16 protein-coding genes and 1 pseudogene are annotated in these 26,621 nt (G+C 69.8%); 8 read left to right on the forward strand and 9 right to left on the reverse strand.

Going from position 1 to position 26,621, the window contains the following annotated elements:
- Nucleotides 1–26 precede the first annotated feature (26 nt).
- Together treS and ACZ6S6_RS16390 are read right to left on the reverse strand one after the other, a co-directional pair.
- On the reverse strand, nt 27–1,733 hold the full coding sequence (gene treS / locus ACZ6S6_RS16385; RefSeq protein WP_362964796.1) for a maltose alpha-D-glucosyltransferase: 1,707 nt from the start codon (nt 1,731–1,733) through the stop codon (nt 27–29).
- Nucleotides 1,730–3,772 (reverse strand): alpha-1,4-glucan--maltose-1-phosphate maltosyltransferase, encoded by a 2,043-nt coding sequence (locus ACZ6S6_RS16390; RefSeq protein ID WP_469706034.1) that lies wholly within the window; start codon nt 3,770–3,772, stop codon nt 1,730–1,732. The genes treS and ACZ6S6_RS16390 overlap by 4 nt, the downstream gene beginning before the upstream one ends.
- A 783-nt stretch (nt 3,773–4,555) precedes the next feature.
- Between ACZ6S6_RS16390 and glgP the strand changes: the two genes are divergently transcribed.
- On the forward strand, nt 4,556–7,159 hold the full coding sequence (glgP, locus tag ACZ6S6_RS16395) for an alpha-glucan family phosphorylase (RefSeq protein WP_469706035.1): 2,604 nt from the start codon (nt 4,556–4,558) through the stop codon (nt 7,157–7,159).
- 379 nt (nt 7,160–7,538) lie between these two features.
- Nucleotides 7,539–8,756 carry an alginate lyase family protein gene (locus ACZ6S6_RS16400; RefSeq protein ID WP_469706036.1) on the forward strand — a complete coding sequence of 406 codons (1,218 nt, stop codon included), beginning with the start codon at nt 7,539–7,541 and terminating at the stop codon, nt 8,754–8,756.
- A gap of 81 nt (nt 8,757–8,837) precedes the next feature.
- Here ACZ6S6_RS16400 and ACZ6S6_RS16405 read toward each other — a convergent pair whose 3' ends face one another.
- Entirely contained in the window at nt 8,838–10,883 is a 2,046-nt protein-coding gene (locus ACZ6S6_RS16405) for a M4 family metallopeptidase (RefSeq protein ID WP_469706037.1), read from the reverse strand.
- A gap of 163 nt (nt 10,884–11,046) precedes the next feature.
- Nucleotides 11,047–11,841: a TetR/AcrR family transcriptional regulator C-terminal domain-containing protein gene (locus ACZ6S6_RS16410; protein ID WP_362964805.1), complete on the reverse strand. Its 795-nt coding sequence runs from the start codon at nt 11,839–11,841 to the stop codon at nt 11,047–11,049.
- A gap of 252 nt (nt 11,842–12,093) precedes the next feature.
- On the opposite strand from ACZ6S6_RS16410, the pseudogene ACZ6S6_RS16415 reads away from it, so the two are divergent.
- Both ACZ6S6_RS16415 and ACZ6S6_RS16420 read left to right on the forward strand, forming a co-directional pair.
- A pseudogene (locus ACZ6S6_RS16415) lies at nt 12,094–12,279 on the forward strand (transcriptional regulator); the annotation flags it as partial.
- A 4-nt stretch (nt 12,280–12,283) separates the two neighbouring features.
- Nucleotides 12,284–12,754 carry an NUDIX domain-containing protein gene (locus tag ACZ6S6_RS16420; protein ID WP_469706038.1) on the forward strand — a complete coding sequence of 157 codons (471 nt, stop codon included), beginning with the start codon at nt 12,284–12,286 and terminating at the stop codon, nt 12,752–12,754.
- A gap of 332 nt (nt 12,755–13,086) precedes the next feature.
- Here ACZ6S6_RS16420 and ACZ6S6_RS16425 read toward each other — a convergent pair whose 3' ends face one another.
- The 4 genes from ACZ6S6_RS16425 to ACZ6S6_RS16440 all read right to left on the reverse strand — a co-directional run bounded on the left by ACZ6S6_RS16425 (nt 13,087) and on the right by ACZ6S6_RS16440 (nt 20,241).
- Nucleotides 13,087–15,660 carry a caspase family protein gene (locus ACZ6S6_RS16425; protein WP_469706039.1) on the reverse strand — a complete coding sequence of 858 codons (2,574 nt, stop codon included), beginning with the start codon at nt 15,658–15,660 and terminating at the stop codon, nt 13,087–13,089.
- 8 nt (nt 15,661–15,668) lie between these two features.
- Complete coding sequence (locus ACZ6S6_RS16430) at nt 15,669–16,049, reverse strand: effector-associated constant component EACC1 (protein WP_362964811.1); 381 nt, start codon at nt 16,047–16,049, stop codon at nt 15,669–15,671.
- Between the two features lie 401 nt (nt 16,050–16,450).
- Nucleotides 16,451–18,358, reverse strand: coding sequence for an ABC transporter ATP-binding protein (locus ACZ6S6_RS16435; RefSeq protein WP_469706040.1), 1,908 nt, complete (start codon nt 18,356–18,358; stop codon nt 16,451–16,453).
- Nucleotides 18,355–20,241, reverse strand: a complete 1,887-nt coding sequence (locus ACZ6S6_RS16440; protein WP_469706041.1) for an ABC transporter ATP-binding protein — start codon at nt 20,239–20,241, stop codon at nt 18,355–18,357. Before ACZ6S6_RS16440 ends, ACZ6S6_RS16435 begins: the two co-directional genes overlap by 4 nt.
- Nucleotides 20,242–20,425: 184 nt before the next feature.
- On the opposite strand from ACZ6S6_RS16440, the gene ACZ6S6_RS16445 reads away from it, so the two are divergent.
- The 4 genes from ACZ6S6_RS16445 to ACZ6S6_RS16460 all read left to right on the forward strand — a co-directional run bounded on the left by ACZ6S6_RS16445 (nt 20,426) and on the right by ACZ6S6_RS16460 (nt 24,299).
- Entirely contained in the window at nt 20,426–21,427 is a 1,002-nt protein-coding gene (locus tag ACZ6S6_RS16445; RefSeq protein WP_362964817.1) for an ABC transporter ATP-binding protein, read from the forward strand.
- 1 nt (nt 21,428) lies between these two features.
- Entirely contained in the window at nt 21,429–22,217 is a 789-nt protein-coding gene (locus ACZ6S6_RS16450; protein WP_469706042.1) for an ABC transporter permease, read from the forward strand.
- Between the two features lie 98 nt (nt 22,218–22,315).
- Nucleotides 22,316–23,605, forward strand: coding sequence for a sensor histidine kinase (locus tag ACZ6S6_RS16455; protein ID WP_469706043.1), 1,290 nt, complete (start codon nt 22,316–22,318; stop codon nt 23,603–23,605).
- Between the two features lie 43 nt (nt 23,606–23,648).
- Nucleotides 23,649–24,299 (forward strand): response regulator transcription factor, encoded by a 651-nt coding sequence (locus tag ACZ6S6_RS16460; RefSeq protein ID WP_362964823.1) that lies wholly within the window; start codon nt 23,649–23,651, stop codon nt 24,297–24,299.
- Nucleotides 24,300–24,309: 10 nt separating this feature from the next.
- Here the strand turns inward: ACZ6S6_RS16460 and glgX are convergent, their stop codons facing one another.
- Nucleotides 24,310–26,586 carry a glycogen debranching protein GlgX gene (glgX, locus tag ACZ6S6_RS16465; RefSeq protein ID WP_469706044.1) on the reverse strand — a complete coding sequence of 759 codons (2,277 nt, stop codon included), beginning with the start codon at nt 26,584–26,586 and terminating at the stop codon, nt 24,310–24,312.
- Between the last annotated feature and the right edge of the window lie 35 nt (nt 26,587–26,621).

The raw sequence follows: 26,621 nt of genomic DNA on the forward strand, positions 1-26,621 counted from the left end.
CAGCGGCCTGTGCAACCGGTCCCCGGTCAGCTCGGCGGTGCGTCCTTGCGGAGGCGGAACCAGTAGAAGCCGTGTCCCGCGAGCGTCAGCAGGTAGGGCCACTGACCGATGGCGGGGAAGCGCACCCCGCCGATCAGCTCCACCGGATGACGCCCGTTGAAGGACCGCAGATCGAGCTCCGTGGGCTGCGCGAACCGGGAGAAGTTGTGCACGCACAGCACGAGGTCGTCCCCGTGCTCACGGGTGAAGGCGAGCACCGCGGGGTTGGACGAGGGCAGTTCGGTGTACGAGCCGAGGCCGAACGCCGGGTTCTGCTTGCGGATCTCGATCATCCGGCGCGTCCAGTGCAGCAGCGAGGACGGCGACGCCATCGCCGCCTCGACGTTGGTGACCTGGTAGCCGTAGACGGGGTCCATGATCGTGGGGAGGAAGAGCCGTCCCGGATCGCTGGAGGAGAATCCCGCGTTCCGGTCGGGCGTCCACTGCATCGGGGTGCGTACGGCGTCCCGGTCGCCCAGCCAGATGTTGTCGCCCATCCCGATCTCGTCCCCGTAGTAGAGGATCGGGGAGCCGGGCAGCGACAGCAGCAGGGCGGTGAACAGTTCGATCTGGTTGCGGTCGTTGTCCAGCAGGGGGGCCAGGCGCCGCCTGATCCCGATGTTGGCCCGCATCCGCGGATCCTTGGCGTACTCCGCGTACATGTAGTCGCGCTCTTCGTCCGTGACCATTTCGAGTGTCAGCTCGTCGTGGTTGCGCAGGAAGATGCCCCACTGGCAGCCGGACGGGATCGCCGGTGTCTTGGCCAGGATTTCGGAGACCGGGTAGCGGCTCTCGCGGCGTACGGCCATGAAGATCCGCGGCATCACGGGGAAGTGGAACGCCATGTGGCACTCGTCGCCGCCCGCCTGGTAGTCGCCGAAGTAGTCGACGACGTCCTCGGGCCACTGGTTGGCCTCGGCGAGCAGCACGGTGTCCGGGTAGTTGGCGTCGATCTCCTTGCGGACCCGCTTGAGGAAGCCGTGGGTCTCCGGGAGGTTCTCGCAGTTGGTGCCCTCGCGCTGGTAGAGGTACGGCACGGCGTCGACCCGGAAGCCGTCGATGCCGAGGTCCAGCCAGAAGCGCAGGGCGGAGACGATCTCCTCCTGCACCGCCGGGTTCTCGTAGTTGAGGTCGGGCTGGTGCGAGAAGAACCGGTGCCAGTAGTACTGCTTGCGCACCGGGTCGAAGGTCCAGTTGGACGTCTCGGTGTCGACGAAGATGATCCGGGCGTCCTGGAACTGCTTGTCGTCGTCGGCCCAGACGTAGTAGTCGCCGTACGGCCCCTCGGGGTCGGTGCGGGACTGCTGGAACCAGTCGTGCTGGTCGCTGGTGTGATTCATGACGAAGTCGATGATCACGCGCATCCCGCGCTGGTGCGCGGCGTCGACGAACTCGACGAAGTCGGCGAGGTCGCCGAACTCGGGCAGCACGGCGGTGTAGTCGGAGACGTCGTAACCACCGTCGCGCAGCGGCGACTTGAAGAACGGCGGCAGCCAGAGGCAGTCGACGCCCAGCCACTGGAGGTAGTCCAGTTTGGCGGTGATCCCCTTGAGATCTCCGATGCCGTCGCCGTTGGAGTCCTGGAAGGAACGGACGAGGACCTCGTAGAAGACGGCACGCTTGAACCAGTCGGGATCGCGGTCCTTGGCCGGGGTGTCCTCGAACGTGTCGTGGACGGGCTCATTGACGATCATGGTGTGGGTGACCCTCCGGTCGGCGGGGACGGTCGCAGGACGGCGATGTGCGCGGGCGTCACGCCCGGCTCAAGGCGCACATAGAAGGTCCTGCCCCAGTGATAGGAAGTGCCGGTGAGCTCGTCGCGCACCGGCACGCTCTCGTGCCGGTCGAGGCCGAGTCGCGGCATGTCCAACGAGACGGTCGCCTCCTGGGTGTGGTGCGGGTCGAGGTTGACGACCATCAGAACGATGTTCGAACCGGAGCGCTTGCTGTACACGATCAGGGCGTCGTTGTCGGACGAGTGGAAGTGCACGTCACGCAGCTGTTGCAGCGCCGGGTGGCGGCGCCTGATCCGGTTGAGCGTGGTGATGAGCGGGGCCAGCGACCGGCCCTCGCGCTCGGCGGCTTCCCAGTCCCTGGGCCGGATCTCGTACTTCTCCGAGTCGAGGTACTCCTCACTGCCGCTGCGGATCGGGGTGTTCTCGCAGAGCTCGTACCCCGCGTACACCCCCCAGGTGGGGGAGAGCGTCGCCGCGAGCACCGCCCGTGCCTCGAAGGCGGGCCTGCCGCCGTCCTGGAGATGTCCGGGGAGGATGTCGGGGGTGTTCACGAAGAAATTCGGCCTCATGCAGGAGGCCGTCTCACCGGACAGTTCGCTCACGTACTCGGTGATTTCCCGCCGGCTGTTGCGCCAGGTGAAGTAGGTGTACGACTGCTGGAATCCGATGGTGGCGAGTGCGTGCATCATCGCGGGACGGGTGAATGCCTCGGCCAGGAAGATCACATCGGGATCGGTGCCGTTGATGTCGGCGATGACCTTCTCCCAGAAGATCACCGGCTTGGTGTGCGGATTGTCGACGCGGAAGATCCGTACCCCGTGATCCATCCAGAACCGGAGAATGCGCACGGTCTCCGTGACGATTCCGCCCAGATCCTTGTCGAAAGCGATCGGGTAGATGTCCTGGTATTTCTTGGGAGGATTCTCCGCGTAGGCGATACTGCCGTCCGCCCGGTGGTGGAACCACTCGGGGTGTTCCGTGACCCACGGGTGATCGGGGGAGCACTGGAGGGCGAAATCCAGTGCGATCTCCATGCGCAGATTTCGCGCGGTCCCGACGAAATGGTCGAAGTCGTCGAGGGTGCCGAGATCGGGGTGGACGGCATCGTGGCCGCCCTCGGCCGAGCCGATCGCCCACGGCACCCCCACATCGTGCGCGGCGGGGGAGAGCGAGTTGTTCGGGCCCTTGCGGTGGGTGGTCCCGATGGGGTGGACGGGTGGCAGGTAGACCACGTCGAAGCCCATCGCCGCGACCGCCGGCAGCCGCTCGGCCGCCGTGCGGAAGGTGCCGCTGACGATCCGGGGCGGCTGCGCGGCGGCCGCCCGCGCCTTGGCCGAGCGGCCCTTGCGCGGCGCCTTCACCGGTTCGGTCCTGGCGCCCTCGGACCGGGGGAACAGCTCGTACCAGGAACCGAACAGGGCACGCCGGCGCTCGACGACGAGCGGGAGCGGGCGCGAGGCGGTGACCAGCTCACGCAGGGGATGCCCGGCCAGCGCCTCCTCCGCCTCGGGGGTGAGCGCGGCGGCCAGCCGGGCGGCGGCCGGGCGGGACGCGTCGCGCAGGGCGTCGACCGCGGACAGCACCGCCTCGCGGCCGTCCCGCTTGGGCACGCCCTCGGCGGCCCGCTCGTACAGCTGCGCGCCCTCCGCGAGGACGAGTGCGGTGTCGATCCCCGCCGGGATCTTGATCCGGGCGGTGTGCCGCCAGGTGGCCACCGGATCGCTCCAGCCCTCGACCGCGTACGTCCAGCTCCCCTCCGCGTCCGGCGTCACATCGGCGCCCCAGCGGTCGGTGCCCGGAGCGAGCTCGCGCATCGGAGTCCAGGGGCCGGGGCGCCCGCTCGGGTCGAGCAGGACGACGTTGGCCGCGACCGCGTCATGGCCCTCGCGGAAGACGGTCGCGGTGATCTGGAAGGTCTCACCGGAAACCGCCTTGGCGGGCCTTCTTCCGCAATCGACGAGGGGGCGGACGTCGAGGACGGGAATGCGACCGATCATGAAATCACCTGGGGACTGGAGCTCGGACTCAACAGGGCGCGCTGCGGCTGCGGAGGGCTGAACACGCGCGCCGCGATGGTGGGGTTCCGTCCTTTCTAGCTGCTCCGTTGACGACTGGTGGGGTGTGGGCATGGCCGCTCCTGTCCGCGTTCACTCGAATGGCACTCGAATGGGTGGGGTGAGGGTGTGGTGCACGGGTGTGGACCGAATGCGCGCGGGCCGTACCGATCGCATACGAACCGCGGGCGGATCGCCGCCGAACGGCGGATTAACCGGCTGCTGGTCCGGGACGGATTGCCTTGAACTTTCATCCGAACGCATTCGTTCCGGGTACCGGAGAAGCCTTCCCACGGATGCCGGTAGGCCAATCCGGTGGTTTGTTAACTACTCGGGCGTATCTGTGACGGTCCGAATACGCCGGGCTCCGCCGCGCGTGCGCGGGGTTGCGGAAAGCCGGCGCACGCGGGGACGGCGGACGCCACTGGGAAGCCTTCCCTGTGGGGCGAAGGCCCACAAGGCCGTACGAGGGGAGGGAATCGGCCATAACGCCTGTGACGGATGCGCCTGGAGCCGCGTCCAGTGCCCGGCGGTGCTCAGGAGCGCGGAGCGGAACCGGGAGCGCGGGGCGGAAGGGGCGGTCGGCCCGCCCGGGGTCGCACGCCGCCGGACGGCCGTGCGCCGTGGTTGCCGAGTGCCGCGCACGGCTAACGTCGAGGGTGACGGAGCGGCGCACACCGTGGTGCGTCCCCTCGGATCCGGACGTCCCCTGTAAAGGTGGAATACGTGAAGGCCATTCGTCGATTCACCGTGCGTCCCGTCCTCCCCGATCCCCTTCAACCCCTCAGCGATCTCGCCCGCAACCTGCGCTGGTCCTGGCACACCGAGACCCGTGAGCTCTTCCGGTCCGTCGACCCGGTGGCCGGCCCGGCGGCGGACGGCGATCCCGTGCGCCTGCTCGGTGCCGTCTCCGCCGGGCGGCTCGCCGAGCTCGCCCATGACGAAGCGTTCCTGCACCGGCTGACCGAGGTGTCCGCCGGCCTCCGGGACTACCTTCAGGGCCCCAGGTGGTACCAGGAACAAGTGGCGCAGGGCGTCGAGCTGCCCACCGCCATCGCCTACTTCTCGCCCGAGTTCGGGGTGACCGCGGCCCTGCCCCAGTACTCCGGCGGGCTCGGCATCCTCGCCGGGGACCATCTCAAGGCCGCCAGCGACCTGGGCGTCCCCCTGGTCGGAGTCGGCCTGCTCTACCGCCACGGCTACTTCCGCCAGAGCCTCTCCAGGGACGGCTGGCAGCAGGAGCACTATCCCGTCCTCGACCCCAACGAACTGCCGCTCACCCTGCTGCGGGAAGCCGACGGGACCCCGAGCGAGGTGGTTCTCGCGCTCCCCGGCGGCCGCTCGCTGCACGCCCACATCTGGCAGGCCCAGGTGGGCCGGGTGCCGCTCCTCATGCTCGACTCCGACGTCGAGGGCAACGCCCCCGGCGAACGCGAGGTCACCGACCGGCTGTACGGCGGCGGCAGCGAGCACCGGCTGCTCCAGGAAATACTGCTGGGCATCGGCGGCGTGCGCGCCGTGCGGACCTACTGCCGGCTCACCGGCCACCCGGCACCCGAGGTGTTCCACACCAACGAGGGCCACGCCGGATTCCTGGGCCTCGAACGCATCCGGGAGCTCTCCGGCAGCGGCCTGGACTTCGGCGCCGCGGTGGAGTCCGTACGGGCCGGCACCGTCTTCACCACCCACACCCCGGTGCCGGCGGGGATCGACCGGTTCGACCGCGAACTCGTCGCCCGTCACTTCGGTGACGACGGAGAACTGCCGGGGGTCTCCGCCGAACGCATCCTGCACCTGGGCACCGAGACGTACGACGGCGGCGATCCCGGCGTCTTCAACATGGCCGTGATGGGCCTGCGGCTCGCCCAGCGGGCCAACGGGGTCTCCACCCTGCACGGGGCGGTCAGCCGGGAGATGTTCGCCGGGCTCTGGCCGGGCTTCGACGCCCCGGAGGTGCCGATCACCTCCGTGACCAACGGGGTCCACGCGCCCACCTGGGTCGCCCCCGAGATCTACCGGCTGCGCACCGAGTCCGGGGGCACCCCCGGACGGTGGGACTCCGCCGCCGCCATCCCCGACCGGCAGCTCTGGGACCTGCGGCGGACGCTGCGCGAACAACTGGTGACCGAGGTGCGGCAGCGGCTGCACGCCTCCTGGCGCACCCGCGGCGCGGAGCCCGCCGAACTCGGCTGGATCGACGGCGTCCTGGACCCCGACGTACTGACGATCGGCTTCGCCCGCCGCGTCCCCTCGTACAAGCGGCTCACGCTGATGCTGCGCGACCGCGACCGGCTGCGGAGGCTGCTCCTCCACCCGGAGCGCCCGATCCAGATCGTCGTGGCGGGCAAGGCGCATCCGGCCGACGACAGCGGGAAACGGCTGGTCCAGGAGCTGGTCCGGTTCGCCGACGACCCCCGGGTGCGCCACCGCATCGTCTTCCTGCCCGACTACGGGATGGCGATGGCCCAGAAGCTCTACCCGGGCTGCGATGTCTGGCTGAACAACCCGCTGCGCCCGCTGGAGGCGTGCGGTACGAGCGGGATGAAGGCCGCCCTCAACGGCTGCCTCAACCTCTCCGTTCTCGACGGCTGGTGGGACGAGTGGTTCGAGCCGGACTTCGGCTGGGCGATCCCGACGGCCGACGGCTCCGCCATGGACGAGGACCGGCGTGACGATCTGGAGGCCAACGCCCTCTACGAGCTGATCGAGGACCGGGTCGCGCCCCGCTTCTACGACCACGGGGGCGAGGGGTTCCCGGAGCGCTGGATCGAGATGGTCCGCCGCACGCTGGGCACCCTCGGCCCCAAGGTCCTCGCGGGGCGCATGGTCCGTGAGTACGTGGAGCGGCTGTACGCCCCCGCGGCACTCGCCCAGCGCTCCTTGGACGCCACCGCGGCGCGGGAGCTCGCCGGCTGGAAGGCCAGGGTCCGGGCGGCCTGGCCACGGGTGGCGGTCGACCATGTCGAGGCGGTGACGCCCACCGAGGCGGGCAGCTCGGCGGAGCTGGGCTCGACGCTGGCGCTGCGGGTCCGGATCAGCCTCGGGGTACTGGAGCCGGACGATGTGGAGGTGCAGGCGGTGGCCGGCCGGGTGGACGCCGCCGACGCCATCACGGACGCCCAGGTCTTCCCGCTGAAGCCGGCCGGGGGTCAGGACCTGGAGGGCCGCTGGCTGTACGACGGCCCGCTGGCCCTCGACCGGACGGGCCCCTACGGGTACACCGTGCGGGTGCTGCCGGCCCATCCGCTGCTGGCCGGCGGAGCCGAACTCGGCCTGGTGGCACAGCCGACGGAGGGAACGGGCGAGGGTGCGGGCCTGCTGATGCGCTGACGTCCCGTTCTCCCGCTCCCGCTCGGGGCCCGGCACCGTTCCACCGGTGCCGGGTCCTTCGTCTTCTGAACGCATGCGCTTGACGTGTCCATGCGATGCATTTAAGTTCCTCACTCATCGCAGGGTTCACAACCCGGCCCATCGTTCACGTGAGTGAACTCCGTTGGTTTCGGGTCTAGGGCCTGTATTGGGTTGTCACGTGGAGGAAGGAGCGGGGCTGGGTGCGTGCGATCGCAAGGCGCCGGAGCGCCCTTGTAGCGGAGCTACCAGGGCGTTTCGGCAACGCTGCGAGCGTGCGTGCCCAGCCCCGCGACGCCGCGGGACAACCCAATACAGGCCCTAGTTACCGGACCTCCTCCGCACCGGAAGGCACCCCCACATGCGCACCGGAACCATCGGGCGCGGCCTCGGCCTCGCCACCGCCCTCGCGGCACTGATCACCGGCTTCTCCATGGCCCCGGCCTCGGCCGGCCGGGGCGCCCCGGACCCGGCCCCGGCGGTGGCCGCCGCCCCCGCCGCCTTCACCCACCCCGGCGTTCTCGTCAGCCGCCCCCAACTGGACTTCGTACGCACCAAGGTGCAGGCCGGCGCCCAGCCCTGGAAGGGCGCGTACGACCAGATGATGGCGAGCAAGTACGCCTCGCTCACCCGGACCGCCAAACCCCGGGCCGTCGTGGAGTGCGGCTCGTACTCCGACCCCAACAACGGCTGCACCGACGAGCGCGAGGACGCGATAGCCGCCTACACGCTCTCGCTGGCCTGGTACATCACCCAGGACAGCCGCTACGCCGCCAAGGCCGTCGAGATCATGGACGCATGGTCGGCCGTCATCAAGGACCACACCAACAGCAACGCCCCGCTCCAGACCGGCTGGGCCGGCTCCTCCTGGCCGCGCGCCGCCGAGATCATCAAGTACACCTACAGCGGCTGGCCGAACGCCGGCCGGTTCGCCACCATGCTGCGCGACGTCTACCTGCCCAAGGTCATCAACGGCTCGAACAGCAACGGGAACTGGGAGCTGAGCATGACCGAGGCCGCGATCGGCATCTCGGTCTTCCTGGAGGACCGCACCTCCTACGACAAGGCGGTCACCAAGTTCCGCGGACGGGTGCCCGCGTACATCTATCTGACCTCGGACGGCGCGCTGCCGAAGACGGCGCCCGGCAGCGGGCTCGACACCCGCGACAAGATCGTCAAGTACTGGCAGGGCCAGTCGACCTTCATGGACGGGCTCTCGCAGGAGACCTGCCGCGACCTCACCCACACCGGCTACGGCCTCTCCGCCATCTCGCACATCGCCGAGACCAGCCGGATCCAGGGGCAGGACCTCTACCCGGAGATCGCCGACCGGCTGCGCCACGCGCTGGGGCTGCACGCCAAGTACCAGCTGGGGGAGGCCGTTCCGTCGTCGCTCTGCGGCGGATCGCTCAAGGACAACCTCGGCCCGGTCACCGAGGTCGGGTTCAACGCGCTGCACAACCGGATGGGCATCGCGATGACCAACACCCAGACCCTCACCGAGCGGCGCAGGCCCGCCGGGACCGACAACCTGTTCGTCGCCTGGGAGACGCTGACCCACGCGGACAACCCCGCCTGAGCGCGGAACCGCCCGGGAGGAGTGGGTACTCCTCCCGGGCGGGATACCGCGTCAGCCGCGGTGCGTGCCGTGCGGCCGGGTTCAGAAGGTGAGCTTGAAGCTGTTGATCTTTCCGGTGTCGCCCGAGTAGACGTCCTGGACCTTCAGCTTCCAGGTACCGTTCGCCGCCACCGAGGAGGCGTTGACGGTGTACGTCGTCCTGACGTCGTCCGCGTAGTCACTGCTGGAGGAGTTCTTCAGCCGGTAGGTGGTGCCGTTCGGGGCGACCAGGTCGATGACCAGGTCACCGCGGTAGGTGTGGGTGATGTCCACGCCGACCTTGAGGGCACTGGGGGCGTTGCCGGTACGGCCGGTGACGTTGACCGAGCTGGTGACTGCCGAGCCGTGGTCCGGGATGGCCGTGGCGGTGGCGTTCTCGAAGACCGTGCCGCCGGGGTCGGTGCCGCCGCCGGGGCGCGAGCCGACGTTGATGCCGGCCCAGGCGTTGGCCACGGCCGTGTACTCGGCGCTGGTCGTGCCGTACAGCTCACCGGCCGCGGCGAGCGTGCCCGTGCGGGCGCCCGCGTAGTTCGTGGTGGAGTTGAACTTGGTGGTGAGCGCCTTGAACCAGATCAGCTCGGCCTTGGCGCGGCCGATGCCGGTCACCGGCAGGCCGTCGGAGGTCGGGGAGTCGTACGAGACGCCGTTGATGGTCTTGGCGCCGCTGCCCTCCGAGAGCAGGTAGAAGAAGTGGTTGGCCGGGCCCGACGAGTAGTGGACGTCGATGTTCCCGAGGCCCGAGTACCAGGCGTCCTTGGAGATGCCGTCCCTGCTCGGCTTGTCCTGGTAGCGCAGCGGGGTGCCGTCGCCGTTGATGTCGATCTTCTCGCCGATGAGGTAGTCGCCCTTGTCGGTGGCGTTGTTGGCGTAGAACTCGACGGCGGTCGCGAAGATGTCGCTGGTCGCCTCGTTGAGGCCGCCGGACTCACCGCTGTAGTTCAGGCCCGCGGTGTTCGAGGTGACGCCGTGCGTCATCTCGTGCGCGGCCACGTCCAGCGCGGTCAGCGGGGACGCGTTGCCGCTGCCGTCGCCGTACGTCATGCAGAAGCAGCTGTCGTCCCAGAAGGCGTTGACGTAGCTGTTGCCGTAGTGGACGCGTGAGTACGCCCCGACGCCGTCACCCCGGATGCCCGTGCGGCCGTGGACGTTCTTGTAGTAGTCCCACGTCTCGGCCGCACCGTAGTGCGCGTCGGCCGCCGCGGTCTCGGCGTTCTGGGGGGTGCCGTCACCCCAGACGTCGTCCGAGCCGGAGAACAGGGTGCCCGTGCCGGACGAACCGTGGTTCAGGTTGTACGTCTTGTGGTTGCCGCGGCCGGTGTCGGTCAGCGTGTACGAGGGGGCGGTGCCGAGGGTCACCTGCCCGCTGTACTCGGTGTTGCCGGTGCCCTTCTCGATGGCCTGCCACTCGTAGAGCTTCGCACCGGTGGTCGCGTCCGTGACGACGTGCAGCGCGTTCGGGGTGCCGTCCTCCTGGAGCCCGCCGACCACGGTCTCGTAGGCGAGCTGCGGTGTGCCGCTCGCCATCCAGACGACCTTGCGGGGCGCCTTCTCGGCGACGGTCTTGTCCGAGCCGTCGGCCTTGGCCGCACCGAGCGCCTGCTTCTCGGCCGCAGCCGGGGCTACCGCCGCGGCCGTGTCCACGGCCTTCAGCTGGGCGGTGGTGGCCTTGGAGGCCTTGGTGACGCTCTTGGTCGCGCCGGCCTTCGACTGCTGGACGACCAGGTCGCCGCCGAGGACCGGGAGTCCGCTGAAGGTGCGCTCGTAACGCGTGTGCGTGGTGCCGTCGTTGTCCTGGATGACGTCCCGGACGACGAGCTTCTCCTGCGAGCCGAGACCGAGGTCCTTGGCGGTGGCCGCCTTGCTCGCGTTCGCGTCGCGGATCAGCTCCGCACGCTGGGAGGGGGAGAGCTGCCTGGGCAGCGCACCGTGATCGGCACCTGCGGATGCAGCGGCGGTGGCGGCGGCGGCGCTGGACGCGCCGGCCGGTGTCGCGGTGGCCGTGCCGGTCTGGACTCCGGCGGCCAGAAGGGCTGCTGCGGCTATCAGAGCGCCGGTCGCGGTGGCACGACGGCTGGGCGTGGATCTCACGCGGACTCCTTCTGCAAGGGGGGTACCGGCGGCTGGGTGAGCCGTCCGGGCAGAGCAGGCAGTGCGCAGAACGGGATGAACAGTGCCAGCAGAAGGGTGTTGCTGTCAGGGTCGCGTCAAGAAGATGGCCGGAATTCGTCCGTTGCCGTAATAGTCGTGTTCGTTAAGCGGACGTTTCGCCGATCATCACCGCGATGCCGTCCAGCGTCCTCCCCAGCCCGAAATCGAAGAGGACGTCGAGGTCGAGCTCGAAGTCGTCGTGTTCGAAAAGAGCGCGCAGAACCTGGAAGTGACCACCTGTCGAGACGGCTTCGAACTGTGGCTCGTTCCGCGCCATCCACTCCTCGTCGGACAGCCCGGTGTCCTGCCGCGCCTGCGCCTCCAGATCGGCGGCCTGGGCCAGTCCCTGCACATAGGCGAAGAGGGTGAGGTGGGTGTGGAGCATGGCGTGCGGGGACAGCCCGGTGCCCTTCAGGGCGCGCAGCACCCACTCCGTGTACCGCATCGCGTGCGGGGACGCCGTGGGCCGGGTGAAGGAGGCCATCGCCTGTGCCATCCATGGGTGACGCCCGTACACCGCGCGCAGCCAGCGGGCGGCGGGCTCAAGACCGGTTCGCCAGTGCTGCGGCACGGGACCCGGCGGACGTTCCCCGAGCGCCTCCTCCGACATCAGCCGCACCAATTCGGCCTTGCCCGGGACATGGCGGTACAGCGCCGTGGTGGACGTGGCCAGGATGGTCGCGACCCGGCGCATCGACACGGCGGGCAGGCCCTCGGCGTCGGCCAGTTCGACCGCGGTACGCACGATCCGCTCGCGGCTCAGCGCCGGCCCGTCCCCGGTGACCGCGAGGCGCCCGGTGCGGTCCGCGACCACGGTGCCGACGCCCGGCACGGCCCGCACCAGCCCCTCCGAGCGCAGCACGGACAGCGCCTTCGTGGGGTGTCGCCATGGCGACACCCCACTCCCGGACGACGGCGCGGGTGGACGGCACCCGCTCACCCGGGGCGAGTTCACGTGAGTCGATTCGCCGGCGCAGCGGACGCACCCGACGCGGCCCGGGAGACCCTGGGCGGCGCGGTGGCCGTGGCCCGGCAACTCCCGCCGCACGACCGGGACGCCTTGCTCTCCGACGCGTTCAGTGCCTTCACGCACGGCCTGGACGCGGCCGTGTCGGGGGTGGCCGCGACGATGGCGGTGGCGGCGCTGGTCTCGGTCCACAACAGCTTGTACCGGGCTGATGATCAGGTGTTGGCCAATAATGCCCACCTCTGGGGTGTGAACGCGTACGGTCCGCCCGTGTGGCACCTTCGCCGCCACGACTCCGGCGGCCTGTTCGACACCTACGCGGACAGTTTCGACGCGGTGTGGGAGACAGCGCGCCCCCTGGAGGCATGACCCGATGGCCCGGACCGAGTACTACGACGATCCTCACGCGCCCGCGTCGAACAGCCTGGTGGTGGCCGCATCGGCGGTGGTCACCGACAGCGCGGGCCGCATCCTGTTGCAACGGCGCACCGACAACGGCCTGTGGGCGCTGCCCGGCGGAGGGATGGGCCTGGGCGACTCGCTGCCCGGCACGGCCGTCCGCGAGGTCAAGGAGGAGACCGGCCTCGACGTGGAGATCACGGGACTGGTCGGCACGTACACGGACCCCCGGCATGTCATCGAGTACAGCGACGGCGAGGTCAGACGACAGTTCAACGTCTGCTTCACGGCCCGCATCACGGGCGGGGAGCTCTGCTTGTCCGACGAGAGCACGGAACTGCGGTTCGTGGCACCGGCGGACCTCGACGCGCTGTCCATGCACCACACCCAACGCCTGCGCCTCCAGCACTTCTTGGAGCACCGCTCCGCGCCTTATCCCGGCTGACCACGCATATGGACAGCCTCCTCCCCGGGTGCCGCGCATCCGGGGCACCGGCGGGTGTCCCGGGAGTCAAGAGCGGCCCGCCTCCTGGGCAAGGCCGTGCACCTGATGGAGCGGGACGCGAGGCGCGGGGTGATGTCCGGATCGGAGGGCCGGTCCGGCGTGCAGGGAGCGCGACTTCGTGAGCACTGCTCCTTACGGAAGCATCGATTCCGCGTCTGATGAGCAGCGCTCATAAGCGGGGTGGCATGCCGCATTTCTGCCGGCCGACAGCTGCCACCGTGTGTCCTGCGGGCGTCATCGCCCGCCGTGCAAGGCCCAACTCCCGGCCGACGTCAGGGACGGTCCTCCGAGGGCTCGTGGCGCACCTCTGTGTTGTCACCCGATGAGATCGATGGCGCTTGCTGTCGGCTCCGGAATCGATTTTGGGCGAACCTACGCAGGGCGGCATCGACACGCTCCGTTGAAGCAGACAGGACGCTCGCCTTAGTGCCCAGCGACATTACCCGTAGCTCTGCACCTGAACGTCCCACCCAAAACTTCCATGTGGCGCGATGGCGAGGTACGGCGTCTTCAAGGAGCCACACTACCAACTCGGGATCGCTCGCCCGTTTAGCATCCGATCTACCGATCGCATGGACATCATGCCAGGGAATCACCAGCTCGCGCTTGCTGATCCGCAGGGTGAGAGCATGCGGATCGACGATTAGTGAAAAGCGGTCCCGAACCAAGGAAGCAATAAGAGCGACGCTGATGTAAAAGGTGTAGGCGCCTATGTAGGACAGTGCACCTTTCGTAGCCGTCGGGAGAGGATCCATTACAAGGCCGAATAGGAAGTTGATCGCTATGAGTGTTGCTGATACGGCCAATATGGTGCGCAGGCCCGGAATGCTTCCCTGGAAGTGCGCACATTCACTGTCGTCCTGTACAACGCCGTGCTCAGGACGTATACCAGGGTCCCATGAGTCGCCGCCGAAGCGCAGCAGGGCTGCTTCCACAGCGGGGCGCCGGGCGCCAAGAGAGATCAAGTCGCATACAAGGATGCCGCCGAGGCGGGAAGCGGCCCAAGGTGGCATTCCTGGCATACGAGGATGGGAGCCCAAAAGATCCGGCTCATTGAGCGGCCGAATAAACAGCGCACCGTTCGCGGCCTTGCCGCGCCGCCACGAAGCGACGCCTATCCGCTCGATCTGTGACCACTCCCACCGTCGGGTCAGCCCCTTGCGGGTGTGCGTGACTCCTTTGGCGTCGATGGTCAGGGTGCTCGGGTAGCGGAGGTGCGCTGCTGGTACGAGGTTGGGCAGCAGCAAGAGCGCCGTCCACAGGGCCAAAGGGAGGAAACGCAGACCGTAGTGCCACGGAGAAATCTTTAGGAGCACCGTCGTGAGTGGGGTTAAGGCTAGTGCAGTCAAAGCAACGCAGAGTAGTGTCAGTCGCCACCGTTTCGTGCTGAGGTGCAGCCCGGTGAATCTCTCTGGGGCCAGCACAGGGGCTGCGTAACCGGGGCGTATGGCGTCAGGCGATTTGGACCAGGCAGGTCCGCCGAACCGCTTGATCGCCTGGTCCACGTGTGCTGGTACGCAGTCCAGACGGCCAAGGTCGGCGACAAACCGTTCACCCCCGGGGCGGGAGCGCCACGTATGCCGGGAGAACCGGGGGATCCGCTCCGGAGTCTCAGAGCGCAGTTGAAGCGCGAGGAGGAAGCGGCCTCGTCTGCTGAAGGGCATGGGTACCCATGCCACGCGGGAGTCAATGATCCGGTGCCACGGATAGTGGGCGGACGGCCCAGGGGCGTCGCGCAACCCTTTCGGCCCTCGAATCACGGTGATCTGGTCCGGGGAGATGCGCAGTTCATACGGTGCGACTAGGCGCCGGTAGCCCACCCAGACAATCGCCCCGGCCGCCAGAAGTGTCCAAGACGCCACGGTCTCGGGGACCCGGGCCATCGCGAGATCAATTTGGGGTTGATCTTCTTGCCAGAAGGCCCTGAACAGCATGCCGGGGTCGCCGACAACGCACCCCCAGAGCAGTGGGAGGGCCAGGATGAGAGCCACTACTAGGAGAGACATGGCGCAACCCCCAGAGCGCTTCGTGAAGACAACGGGATCGCCTATCGATCCGTCTTCCGGCGGCTGCGGCTCGGGTGCTAACAGCTCATCCTGACTCTCCAACGCCTCATCGGCGGGGCGGTATTGCGCGTTGCGAATCAAGGAGAGTGATCCGGCGTCGTTCAGCTCGCTCTTCTGCGGCTCCGGTTGCCTTTGTGCCACTAGGTTGTTATGGGCCTGGCGGTAGACGGCGTTCACGTTCAGCAGCTCGGGACCACCCGCTACGCCCTGCCGCATGACTCGCAGCAACTCGCCGGTGAAGACCGTGTTGCGTGCGCCCGGAGCGAATCGTGCTCTCCGGTTGGGTTGCGCTGCGGCCATCAGAAAGGCGCCATCGATAGCGGCGTCTTCAGCCAGTTCGCTACCGCTGCTCAGCGTGGCAAGGCCCGCGTAGCAGCAGTCGAGCACCACGATCTTGCGGAGGGCGTCTGCGTCCCGCACAGCTCTGCGGAGGTGCTCGAACTCCAGCCCGGTGTACGCATGCCCTTCCTGGGTCATTGGGAGCGCCAGGTACAGATCACCGGACGCTTCGTCCCGCAACCCGTGCCCGGAGAAGTACACCAGCAAAGTGTCCTTTGCATGGGCGGCGGCTTCCCGAACAGCATCTATGACCTGGACGTGACTTGCAGGTTCGGGGAGCACAATGCAGTGTTCCTCGGGCAGGTTCCACGAGGAATGACTGGTAAGAACCGCCTTCAGGTCGGTCAGATTGCCCGTGACAGAAGCAATGGGAGCGAGTACGTCGTAGCGACTGACCCCGATGAGGATGGCACGGCTAGTGGCAGGCTTGGGCAGAGTCACCGCGTCAACTAGATGCTGTGGTCTTCGGTCGACCCGGAACCAGGCTCGGGAGTCGGCTGATCGGTAAACAGGGCAACAATCCGTCGCACCTCCTCTTGGTTGCAGTCTGTCAATGTGATCTCCATCGCACCGCGCTGCACCGTGACTCGAGGCGGGCGCGAACGAGACTGCTTCCAGGCGGCAACAGATACGGCGAACGACGCCGCAGACCAAGCGTTGCCTGTGACCAGCTGCACGATGTCCAGCACGGTCCCCATGTCCCCGGGTTCAGCGTCTGGACCAGCCAGCGAAATCTCTGCCGTACGCCGCAACTCCGGCTCGTCGCGCAGCCAGCGGTACAGCGAACGCAACTCGGCGTCAGAGCCGTCTACATGAATGTCAACACGCATGGGTCCCCCTAGAGCACGTACCGCTCATCGTGGCACTCTCCGGATCCCGGGGCGGGTAAACGCCCGAACCATTTGCCGCTGGCTGGCGCGTCTGCAGGTTGGCGCCGTCGACCCTGGGCTGAGCAAGGTGTTCAGGTGCGGTTCGCGCCCGAGGTCGCTCTGCGTTGGTCCGCTCCGATCCACCCTCACCGGGAACTGGAATCTGCGGCAGGAGGTGAAGCAGTCGCTGGGCTCATCGATCAGTTGCTCTGCGGTGGCCGTGGTCCAGGGCGCCCTGCGACGGCACCAATGCCGACTGACGACTACGGAACGTAATTGCTGTTCATGATTCCGCGGGAATGCTCGATCGGTGTTCATGGTCACGCGGAATCACGAAACTGCGGAACCTGCACCGCGGCAGCTCAGACCAGGCTCTCCCGCCAGACGCGGTGCAGGCCCGCGAACCGGCCCGTGCCGCCGATGAGTTCGGCCGGGGCGCCGTCCTCCACGATGCGGCCGTGCTCCATCACCAGGACCCGGTCCGCGATCTCCACGGTCGACAGCCGGTGGGCGATCACCACCGCGGTGCGGCCGTGCAGCACGGTGTCCATCGCGCGCTGGACCGCCCGCTCGCCCGGGATGTCGAGGGAGCTGGTCGCCTCGTCGAGGATCAGCACCGCCGGGTTCGCCAGCAGGGCGCGGGCGAAGGCGACCAGCTGGCGCTGGCCGGCCGAGATCCGGCCGCCCCTCTTGCGTACGTCGGTGTCGTAGCCGTCGGGCAGACCGCTGATGAAATCGTGGGCGCCGATCGCCTTCGCGGCCCGCTCGATCTCCTCGCGGCTCGCGTCCGGGCTGCCGATCGCGATGTTCTCGGCGACGGTCCCCGAGAACAGGAAGGCCTCCTGGGTCACCATCACCACCCCGCGCCGCAGTTCGGGGACGGCGAGATCCCGCAGATCGGTGCCGTCCAGCAGCACCCGGCCGTCGGTCGGGTCGTAGAAGCGGGCCAGCAGCTTGGCGAGCGTCGACTTGCCGGCGCCCGTCGAACCGACCACGGCCATCGTCTGGCCGGCCGGAACGGTCAGATCGAAGCGGGGCAGCACCTCACCACCCGTGCGGTAGGCGAAGCTCACCGCGTCGAAGACCACCTCGCGGCCCGGCAGCTCGCCCGTGAGCGGCGGCAGCTCCCGCGGCTCCAGGGCCTCCGGGACCGTCGGGGTCTGGGCCAGCAGACCCGCGATCTTCTCCAGCGACGCCGCCGCCGACTGATAGGAGTTGAGGAACATGCTGAGCCGGTCGATCGGGTCGTAGAGCCGCCGCAGATACAGCACCACCGCGGCCAGCACCCCGAGGGCGAGGGTGTCCGAGGCGACGCGGTAGGCGCCCCACAGCACGATTGCGGCCACCGCGGTGTTGGCGATCAGCCGGGACCCGGCGACGTAACGCGCGTTCTCGATCATCGCGTCGCCGTTCGTGCGCCGGTGCTCGTGGTTCAGCTTCCGGAAGGCCGCGTCGTTGACCGCCTCCCGGCGGAACGCCTGGACGGGGCGGATGCCGTTCATCGTCTCCGCGAACTTCACGATGACCGCGGCGATCGCCGTCGACCGGGCGGCGAAGATGGCTCCGGCCCGGCGCTGGTACTGCCGTACCAGCAGATACAGCGGGGCGAAGGAGAGCACGGCGACGGCGCCCGTCGCGAAGTCCAGCCAGAGCAGCACCAGGGAGATGGAGACGAAGGAGAGGACGACCCCGATCAGCTCCTGCAACCCCTCGCTGAGCAGCTCCCGCAGCGACTCCACATCGGTGGTGGAGCGGGAGATCAGCCGGCCCGAGGTGTACCGCTCGTGGAAGTCCACGCTCAGGGCCTGGGCATGACGGAAGATCCGGCCGCGCAGATCGAGCAGGGCGTCCTGGTTGACCCCCGCCGAGGCCCGGATGAAGGCGTACTGCATGGCTCCCGCGCCGACGGAGCACAGGGCGTAGCCGACGCCCACGGCGATCAGCGGCCCGTAGTCCTTGTCCCGGAACGCGGGCACCCCGCTGTCGATGGCGTACGCGACGAGCAGCGGACCTGCCTGCACCGCTATCTGCTGGACCAGCAGGAACAGCGCGGCCACCACGACCCGGCCGCGGTGCGGGCGCAGCAGCGAGACGAGCAGATCGCGCGTCGCGCGACGGGGAGTGGGCAGGTCGTCGCGGTCGAAGGAGTCCCGGGGTGCAGGGGTGTGCGCCGGGTCCTGGGGGCCGGGGCCCGGCGCGGTCTTCTCGTCGCCGCCGTCCCCGCCGTCGCCGCCCGGTTCCGTGGGTCGCCCCGTCGTGGTGCTGGTCATCGGCTGCTGCCCTCCTCGGCAGGGGCGTTCGCGCCCAGGGTGTCGTCGGTCGGTCCGGGGCCTTCGGGGTATGCGTCCTCGCCGGCCGGGCTTTCCGCGCCGGACATCAGCCAGGCGTACTCGGCGTTGCCGCGCAGCAGTTCCTGGTGGGTGCCGACCGCGCTGATCCGGCCCTCCGACAGGAGCGCCACCCGGTCCGCGAGCATCACGGTGGACGGCCGGTGGGCCACCACCACCGCCGTGGTGTCCCGCAGCACGCTGCGCAGCGCGGCCTCGACCAGCGTCTCGGTGTGCACGTCCAGCGCGGAGAGCGGGTCGTCGAGCACCAGGAAGCGCGGCCGGCCGACGACGGCGCGGGCCAGCGCGAGACGCTGCCGCTGACCGCCGGAGAGGCTCAGCCCCTGTTCGCCGACCTGGGTGTCGATCCCGTGCGGCAGGTCGTGGACGAAGTCGGCCTGCGCGACCGAGAGGGCGCGCCGCAACTCGTCCTCGTCGGCGCCCTCGGCGCCCATCAGCACGTTCTCCCCGACGCTCGCGGAGAAGAGCGTCGGCTCCTCGAACGCCACGGACACCAGCTCCCGCAGCCGCTCGCGCGGCATCGCGGTGATGTCCTCGCCGTCCAGGGTGATCCGCCCCGAAGTGGCCTCGTGCAGCCGGGGAACGAGCGCGGTGAGCGTGGTCTTGCCACAGCCCGTGGCCCCGACCAGGGCCATCGTCTCGCCGGGACGGATCCGCAGATCGATCCGGGCCAGCACGGGAGCGGAGCCCTCCGCCGCGTCCGGGTAGCGGAACCGGACCCCCTCGAAGACCATGCCGCCTGTCCCGGAGGCGGCCTCGGCGGATCCACCGGACGGGCTCCCGGCCGCCGGCCGGTCCGTCGCCGTCTCCTCCTCCTCGGCCACGTCCATCACCTCGAAGAACCGCTCGGTCGCCGTCGCCGACTCCTGGCTGATCGCCAGCAGGAAGCCGATCGACTCGACCGGCCAGCGCAGCGCCAGCGCCGTGGAGAGGAAGGCGACCAGGGTGCCCGCGGACAGTCCGCCGTCCGCGACCTCGATCGTGCCGAGCACCAGCGCCGCCCCGATGGCGAGTTCGGGGATCGTCGTGATGAGGGCCCAGATGCCCGCGAGCAGCCGCGCCTTGTCCAGCTCCGTGGTCCGCAGCCGCTGCGCGAGGGCGCGGAACGCGAGGGCCTGGCTGCGGTGCCGGCCGAAGCCCTTGACGATTCGGATGCCGAGCACGCTCTCCTCGACCACCGTCGTCAGATCGCCGACCTGGTCCTGGGCCCTGCGTGCCACCAGCGAGTACTTCGCCTCGAAGACCGAGCAGAGGATCATCAGCGGCACGACGGGGACGAGGAGCACCAGGCCGAGCGTCCACTCCTGGCCGAGCAGGATCACGAAACCGACCACGATCGTGGTGGAGTTGACCACCAGATAGGTCAGCGGGAAGGCCAGGAACATCCGCACCAGCATCAGGTCGGTCGTGCCCCGCGACAGCAACTGGCCCGACGGCCAGCGGTCGTGGAAGGCGACCGGCAGGCGTTGCAGATGCCGGTAGAGGGCGGCCCGCATCGATGCCTCGACGGCGGCCAGCGGGCGCGCCACCATCCAGCGCCGGAGGCCGAAGAGAAACGCCTCCGCTATCCCCAGCAGCAGCAGATACAGCGCCCCGAGCCAGACGCCGCCGGGGTCCCGGCCGGCCACCGGGCCGTCGACCATCCACTTCAGCACCAGCGGGATCATCAGGCCGAGGCACGAGGCGACGACCGCGATCACGACCGCGCCGGACAGCCGCGCCCGTACCGGCTTCACGTACGGCCACAGCCGCATCAGGGAGCGTGCGACGGACCGGTCCTTGGGCTCTGCATGTTCTTCGGGCATCAGGGGCGAGCCTACGGTTCACCACTGACATCGCTCATCTGCTTTTCCCGTCCGGAACCGGCCTGGCGCGCCGGTACCCGACGGGGCGTACGGCGGTCGCAGCCGGCATCAGCCGATCGGCTGATGCCGGTTCGAGCGCGATGGCGGATACCGCGTGCGGGCCGGGGCCTGGATGCTCGTGGACATGGCAATCATCGAAGTGGACGGGGTGCACAAGGCCTACGCCGGACGCCCCGCGGTCGACGGGGTGAGCTTCTCCGTCGACGAGGGGGAGATCTTCGGGATTCTCGGTCCCAACGGTGCGGGCAAGACCACCACCGTCGAATGCGTCGAGGGACTGCGGGTCCCCGACTCCGGTACGGTGCGGGTCGCCGGGCTCGACCCCGTAGCCGACCACGACCGGGTGACGCTGCTGCTCGGCGCCCAGCTCCAGGAGAGCGAACTCCAGCCCAAGATCACGGTGGGCGAGGCGCTCGACCTGTACAGCGCGTTCTACCCGGACCCCGCCGACTGGCGGCCGCTCGCCGAACGCCTGGGCCTGCACACCAAGCTCACCACCCGGTTCGGCCGGCTCTCCGGCGGTCAGAAGCAGCGGCTGTCCATCGCGCTCGCGCTCGTCGGCAACCCCCGGGTCGTGGTCCTGGACGAGCTGACCACCGGGCTCGACCCGCGCGCCCGGCGCGACACCTGGCAACTGATCGAGGAGATACGGGCGAGCGGCGTCACGGTCCTGCTCGTCACGCACTTCATGGAGGAGGCCCAACGGCTCTGCGACCGGATCGCGGTGATCGACAAGGGCAGGGTCGTCGCCCTCGACACCCCGTCCGGGCTGATCGCCGAGGCCGGCAGCTCCACGGTCATCTCCTTCACGCCCTCGCGGCCGCTCGACGACGCCGAACTGGCGCGGCTGCCCGGTGCGGCCTCGTGCGAGAGCCGCAACGGCCGCATCGTCATCAACGGCACCGACGAGACCGTCAACGCCGTGATCTCGCTGCTGGCCAGGCTCCGGATCACCGCGCACCGGCTGCGCGTCGCCGAGGCCACCCTGGACGACGCGTTCCTCGACCTCACCGAACACCGGGGAGACCTCACCGAACACCCCGGAGACCTAGCCGAACACCCGGAAGACCTCACCGAGCACCCCGGACCCGCCGAGCGGCACGGACTCACAGAACGGGCAGTCTGAGATGGCCACAGCGAACACCGGCACCGGCCACGTGCCGCGCACCGCCCCGACAGGCGCCTCCCTCGCGGTCCTCAGGTCAGAGACCAGGCTCTTCCTGCGCGAACCCGGCAGCCTGTTCTGGATCCTCGTCTTCCCGACCGTGCTGACGACGATCCTGGGACTGATCCCGTCCTTCCGGGAGCACGACGACGGACTCGGCGGCCGGCGCGTCATCGACCTGTACGTCCCCGTGGCGGTGCTGCTCGCCATGATCATGGCCGGGCTCCAGGCCATGCCGCCCGTACTGACCGGCTACCGCGAGCGCGGCATCCTGCGCCGCATGTCCACAACCCCCGTGCGGCCCTCCGCCCTCCTCGGTGCGCAGATCGTCCTGCACGGCGCCGCGGCACTCGGCTCCGCCCTGCTGGTGATGGCGGTGGGCCGGATCGCCTTCGGGGTGCGGCTGCCCGGACAGCCCTTCGGCTATCTGCTGGCGCTGCTGCTCGCCGTGGCCTGTGTGCTGGCGCTGGGCGCGCTGGTCTGCGCGGTCTCCCGCACCACCAGGATCTCGTCCGCCCTCGGCTCGGTCGTCTTCTTCGTGATGATGTTCACCGCGGGCGTCTGGGTGCCGGTGCAGGCCATGCCCGGCACCGTCCGCCGTATCGTCCAGGCCACCCCGTTCGGCGCGGCCTCCCAGGCGCTGGACCGGGCGGCCTCCGGAGACTGGCCGAGCTGGGCGTACCTCGGTGTGGTCGCGCTGTGGACGGTACTGGCGGCGGGGGTCGCGATCCGCAACTTCCGGTGGGAGTAGGCGATCCGGGGGAGAGAGACTTCGGGCATGAGTGCGGGGGAGCGCTCGGCCATGGGAACGGGGGGACTTCCGCCACGCGTGCGGGGGACACTTCAGTCATGAGCGCGGGGGAGCGAGCGGCCGTGATCCGGGTGGCGACGGCCGAGCAGTGGTGGGAGCGGTTCTTCCGGTACGGACCGTACGGACTGCTCGGCCTGGCCACCGCGGTCTCGGCCGTGACCGGCGAGCTCATCATGTCCCGGGCGGACATGTACACGGTCGCGGTCCTCGTTCCGGTGGCGCTCGTCCTCCAGCTCTGGCGGGGCCGCGACCCCTCCGGGCCGGGGTCACGGGCGGCGCTGTTCTACTTCGTCGCCCGCACGCTTCTCGCCTCCGCGCTGACCTGGTGCAACCCGTTCTTCTCCATGTTCGCCGTGCTCGGCTACTTCGACGCGGGCCGGCTGCTTCCGCGACGGGCCATGCGGGCCGGGATGCTGGCCACCGCCGTCATCATGGCGGGTTCGCAGTCCGGCAGCGGCCTGCCGCCGGTCAGCCTCATGAACTGGATCACCTTCGCCATCCTCCTCACCCTGCACGGCACCCTCACCATGGTCTTCGCGCAGATCAGCAACCGGGAGGCCGATCAGGCCCGTACCCAGGTCGACACCATCACCGAACTGGAGTCCGCCAACGCCCGGCTCGAACAGGCCATGGCGGAGAACGCCGGACTGCACGCCCAACTCCTCGTCCAGGCCCGCGAGGCCGGCGTGGCCGACGAGCGCAGGCGGATGGCCGCCGAGATCCACGACACCATCGCCCAGGGGCTGACCGGCATCATCGCCCAGCTCCAGGCCGTGACGTCCGCGGCCGCCACCGATCCGGAGCTGGCCGGGGAACACCTGGTCCGGGCCACCGCCCTCGCCCGGCACAGCCTGGGCGAGGCACGCCGCTCGGTGCACAATCTGCTGCCGGCCGCGCTGGAGCACGACGACCTCCCTGGCGCACTCAAGAAGACGGTCACCACCTGGTCGGAACGGACCGGCGTCCGCGCCGAGTTCACCGTCACCGGCACGGCCGAGCCGCTGCACGACGAGGTCGGCGCCACCCTCCTCCGGATCGCCGAGGAGGCGCTCGCCAACGCCGGCCGCCATGCCGCCGCGTCCCGGGCCGGCGTCACCCTGTCCTACATGGGCGACGAGATCACCCTCGACGTGCGGGACGACGGCCGCGGCTTCGACCCCGCCGCGCTGCCGCCGTACCGGGGCGCCGGCGGATTCGGGCTCGGCGGCATGCGGGCCCGCGCCGAACGCATCGCGGGCACGGTCGAGGTGGAGACAGGGCCCGGCCTCGGCACCGCGGTCTGCGCCCGGGTCCCGCTGGTGCGCCAGGACCGAGAGGCTGTCGGGTGACCTCCGGGACGGCGCCGCCGCGGGCACAGTACGGTGGGCCGCTATGGCTGAGGAACCCGCACGCGTCATCACGCTGATCGTCGTCGACGACCACCCCGTCGTACGGAACGGGCTGCGGGGGATGTTCGACTCGGCGGCGGAGTTCCGGGTGCTCGGCGAGGCGGCGGACGGTGTCGAGGGCGTCGAGATGGCCTTCCGGCTCGATCCCGACGTCGTCCTGATGGACCTCCGGATGCCCGGCGGCGGCGGAGTCGCGGCGATCACCGAACTGACCCGGCGCGGCGCCCGTTCCAGGGTCCTGGTCCTCACCACGTACGACACCGACTCCGACACCCTGCCCGCGATCGAGGCCGGTGCGACCGGATACCTGCTCAAGGACGCCCCGCGCGAGGACCTGTTCACCGCGGTGCGCGCCGCCGCCGACGGCCGGACCGTACTGTCGCCCGCCATCGCCTCCCGCCTCGTCTCACGGGTGCGCGCACCCGCCAGGACCGGCGGCGAGACGCTCTCCGCGCGTGAGCGCGAAGTGCTCGCACTCGTCGCCAAGGGGAACTCGAACCGGGAGATCGCCGCCGTGCTGTTCATCAGCGAGGCCACGGTGAAGACCCATCTCGCCCATGCCTTCGCCAAGCTGGGTGCCAAGGACCGCGCGGCCGCCGTCGCCGTGGCCTACGACCGCGGCATCCTGGGCTGAGCGGCCGGGCTCACTCCCGTACCCGCAGCAGCAGCACCGATCTCGCGGGCACCGTGAGGCCCGTGCCGCCCCGGTGGACCGTGCCCGGTGCGGTGGACTGGTCCTCCCGTGCGGTGTCCAGGACCAGTTCGTACGCCTGCGCCCACGGAGGTCCCGGCAGCCGGAAGTCCGCCGGGCGGTCACCGGCGTGCAGCACGGCCAGGAAGCTCTCGTCGGTCACCGGCTCGCCCCGGGCGTCCCGGCCCGGGATATCGCGGCCGGAGAGGTAGAGCCCGACCGTCGCGGCCGGCGCGTACCAGTCCTCCTCCGTCATCTCGGCCCCCTGCCGGGTGAACCACGCCAGGTCCCGCAGCCCGTCCGGGGCCTGCGCCCGGCCGGAGAAGAACGCCCGGCGGCGCAGCACCGGATGGGTGTGGCGCAGGGTCAGCACCCGGGCCGTCAGCTCGGTCAGCTCCCGCCACCGCGGCTGTTCGAGGAGTGACCAGTCCAGCCAGCCGACCTCGTTGTCCTGGCAGTACGCGTTGTTGTTGCCGCCCTGGGTGCGGCCCATCTCGTCGCCCGCGACGAGCATCGGCACCCCGGTCGACAGCAGCAGGGTGGTGAGCAGGTTGCGCAGCTGGCGGCGGCGCAGCGCGTTGACGCCGGCGTCGTCGGTCTCGCCCTCGGCGCCGCAGTTCCAGGACCGGTTGTCGCCGGTGCCGTCGCGGTTGCCCTCGCCGTTGGCCTCGTTGTGCTTCTGCTCGTAGCTCACCAGGTCGCGCAGGGTGAAGCCGTCGTGCGCGGTGATGAAGTTGACCGAGGCGTACGGGCGGCGGCCGCCCCACGCGTACAGATCGCTCGATCCGGTCAGCCGGTAGCCGAGATCGCGTACGTCGGGCAGCGCGCCGCGCCAGAAGTCCCGTACGGCGTCCCGGTAGCGGTCGTTCCACTCCGTCCACAGGGGCGGGAAGGCGCCGACCTGGTAGCCGCCGCTGCCGACGTCCCACGGCTCCGCGATCAGTTTCACCCGGCGCAGTACCGGGTCCTGGGCGATCACCGCGAGGAACGGGGAGAGCATGTCGACGTCGTGCATCGAGCGGGCGAGCGCCGCGGCCAGGTCGAAGCGGAAGCCGTCGACGCCCATCTCGGTGACCCAGTACCGCAGGGAGTCGGTGATCAGCCGCAGGACGTTCGGCTGCACCACGTGCAGGGTGTTTCCGCACCCGGTGTAGTCCGCGTATCTGCGGGCGTCCGACTGGAGCCGGTAGTAGCCGCGGTTGTCGATGCCGCGCAGGGACAGCGTCGGGCCGAGCTCGCCCGCCTCCGCCGTGTGGTTGTAGACCACGTCGAGGATCACCTCGATCCCGGCGTCGTGCATCGCGCGGACCATCCGCTTGAACTCGCCGACCTGCTGGCCCGCGGTGCCGCTCGCCGAGTAGCCGGCGTGCGGGGCGAAGTAGCCGATCGAGTTGTAGCCCCAGTAGTTGTGCAGCCCGCGCCGGAGCAGATGGTCCTCGTGGGCGAACTGATGCACCGGCAGCAGCTCCACGGCCGTCACCCCGAGGCGCTTGAGATGGCCGATGGCCGCGGGGTGCGCGAGTCCGGCGTAGGTGCCCCGCAGCTCCTCGGGGATGCCCGGGTGGAGCTTGGTGAAGCCGCGGACGTGCAGTTCGTAGATGACGGAGTCGGCCCAGGGGGTCTTGGGCCGCCGGTCCTCGGCCCAGTCGTCGTCATCATGGACCACCACGCCCTTGGGGACGTACGGGGCCGAGTCCCGGTCGTCGCGCACGGTGTCGGCGATCTGCTGCTGGGGCCAGTCCCTCACATGGCCGTACACCTCGGCCGGAAGGGTGAAGGAACCGTCCACCGCACGGGCGTACGGGTCGAGGAGCAGCTTCGCCGCGTTCCAGCGGGCGCCCGTCCACGGGTCCCAGCGGCCGTGCACCCGGTAGCCGTAGCGCTGACCGGCCCCCGCGCCGGGCACGAAACCGTGCCAGATCTCGTGGGTCAGCTCGGTGAGCGGCAGCCGGGTCTCGGTGCCGTCCGCCTCGAAGAGGCACAGCTCCACGGCCTCGGCCCCGCCCGCCCAGAGCGCGAAGTTGGTGCCCGCGACCCCGTCGGGCCCCACCCGGAAGCGGGCTCCGAGCGGCATCGGCGTACCGGGCCACACGGCGGGCGGCCGCTGTCCGGGCCCGACGGCGGAGACCTGTCCGGGGCCGGCCGGAGCGGTGGCCGGCCGTTCCCCCGCCTGTCCGGACGGTCCCGGAAACGTCCTCGGCACTGCCTCCTGCTCGGCTGCGCTCGACACCTGCTCGCCTCCCGCGGCTCGTGGGGGACCCGCAC

The organism is Streptomyces sp. NPDC048671, from assembly GCF_055587045.1.

Bases quoted from the DNA above. Each gene is read 5' to 3' on its own strand.
- ACZ6S6_RS16440 (WP_469706041.1), bottom strand. From the start codon at position 20,241: ATGCCCGAAGAACATGCAGAGCCCAAGGACCGGTCCGTCGCACGCTCC.
- ACZ6S6_RS16400 (WP_469706036.1), top strand. From the start codon at position 7,539: ATGCGCACCGGAACCATCGGGCGCGGCCTCGGCCTCGCCACCGCCCTC.
- ACZ6S6_RS16420 (WP_469706038.1), top strand. From the start codon at position 12,284: ATGGCCCGGACCGAGTACTACGACGATCCTCACGCGCCCGCGTCGAAC.
- treS (WP_362964796.1), bottom strand. From the start codon at position 1,733: ATGATCGTCAATGAGCCCGTCCACGACACGTTCGAGGACACCCCGGCC.
- ACZ6S6_RS16390 (WP_469706034.1), bottom strand. From the start codon at position 3,772: ATGATCGGTCGCATTCCCGTCCTCGACGTCCGCCCCCTCGTCGATTGC.
- ACZ6S6_RS16460 (WP_362964823.1), top strand. From the start codon at position 23,649: ATGGCTGAGGAACCCGCACGCGTCATCACGCTGATCGTCGTCGACGAC.
- ACZ6S6_RS16450 (WP_469706042.1), top strand. From the start codon at position 21,429: ATGGCCACAGCGAACACCGGCACCGGCCACGTGCCGCGCACCGCCCCG.
- ACZ6S6_RS16430 (WP_362964811.1), bottom strand. From the start codon at position 16,049: ATGCGTGTTGACATTCATGTAGACGGCTCTGACGCCGAGTTGCGTTCG.
- ACZ6S6_RS16455 (WP_469706043.1), top strand. From the start codon at position 22,316: ATGAGCGCGGGGGAGCGAGCGGCCGTGATCCGGGTGGCGACGGCCGAG.
- ACZ6S6_RS16435 (WP_469706040.1), bottom strand. From the start codon at position 18,358: ATGACCAGCACCACGACGGGGCGACCCACGGAACCGGGCGGCGACGGC.
- ACZ6S6_RS16445 (WP_362964817.1), top strand. From the start codon at position 20,426: ATGGCAATCATCGAAGTGGACGGGGTGCACAAGGCCTACGCCGGACGC.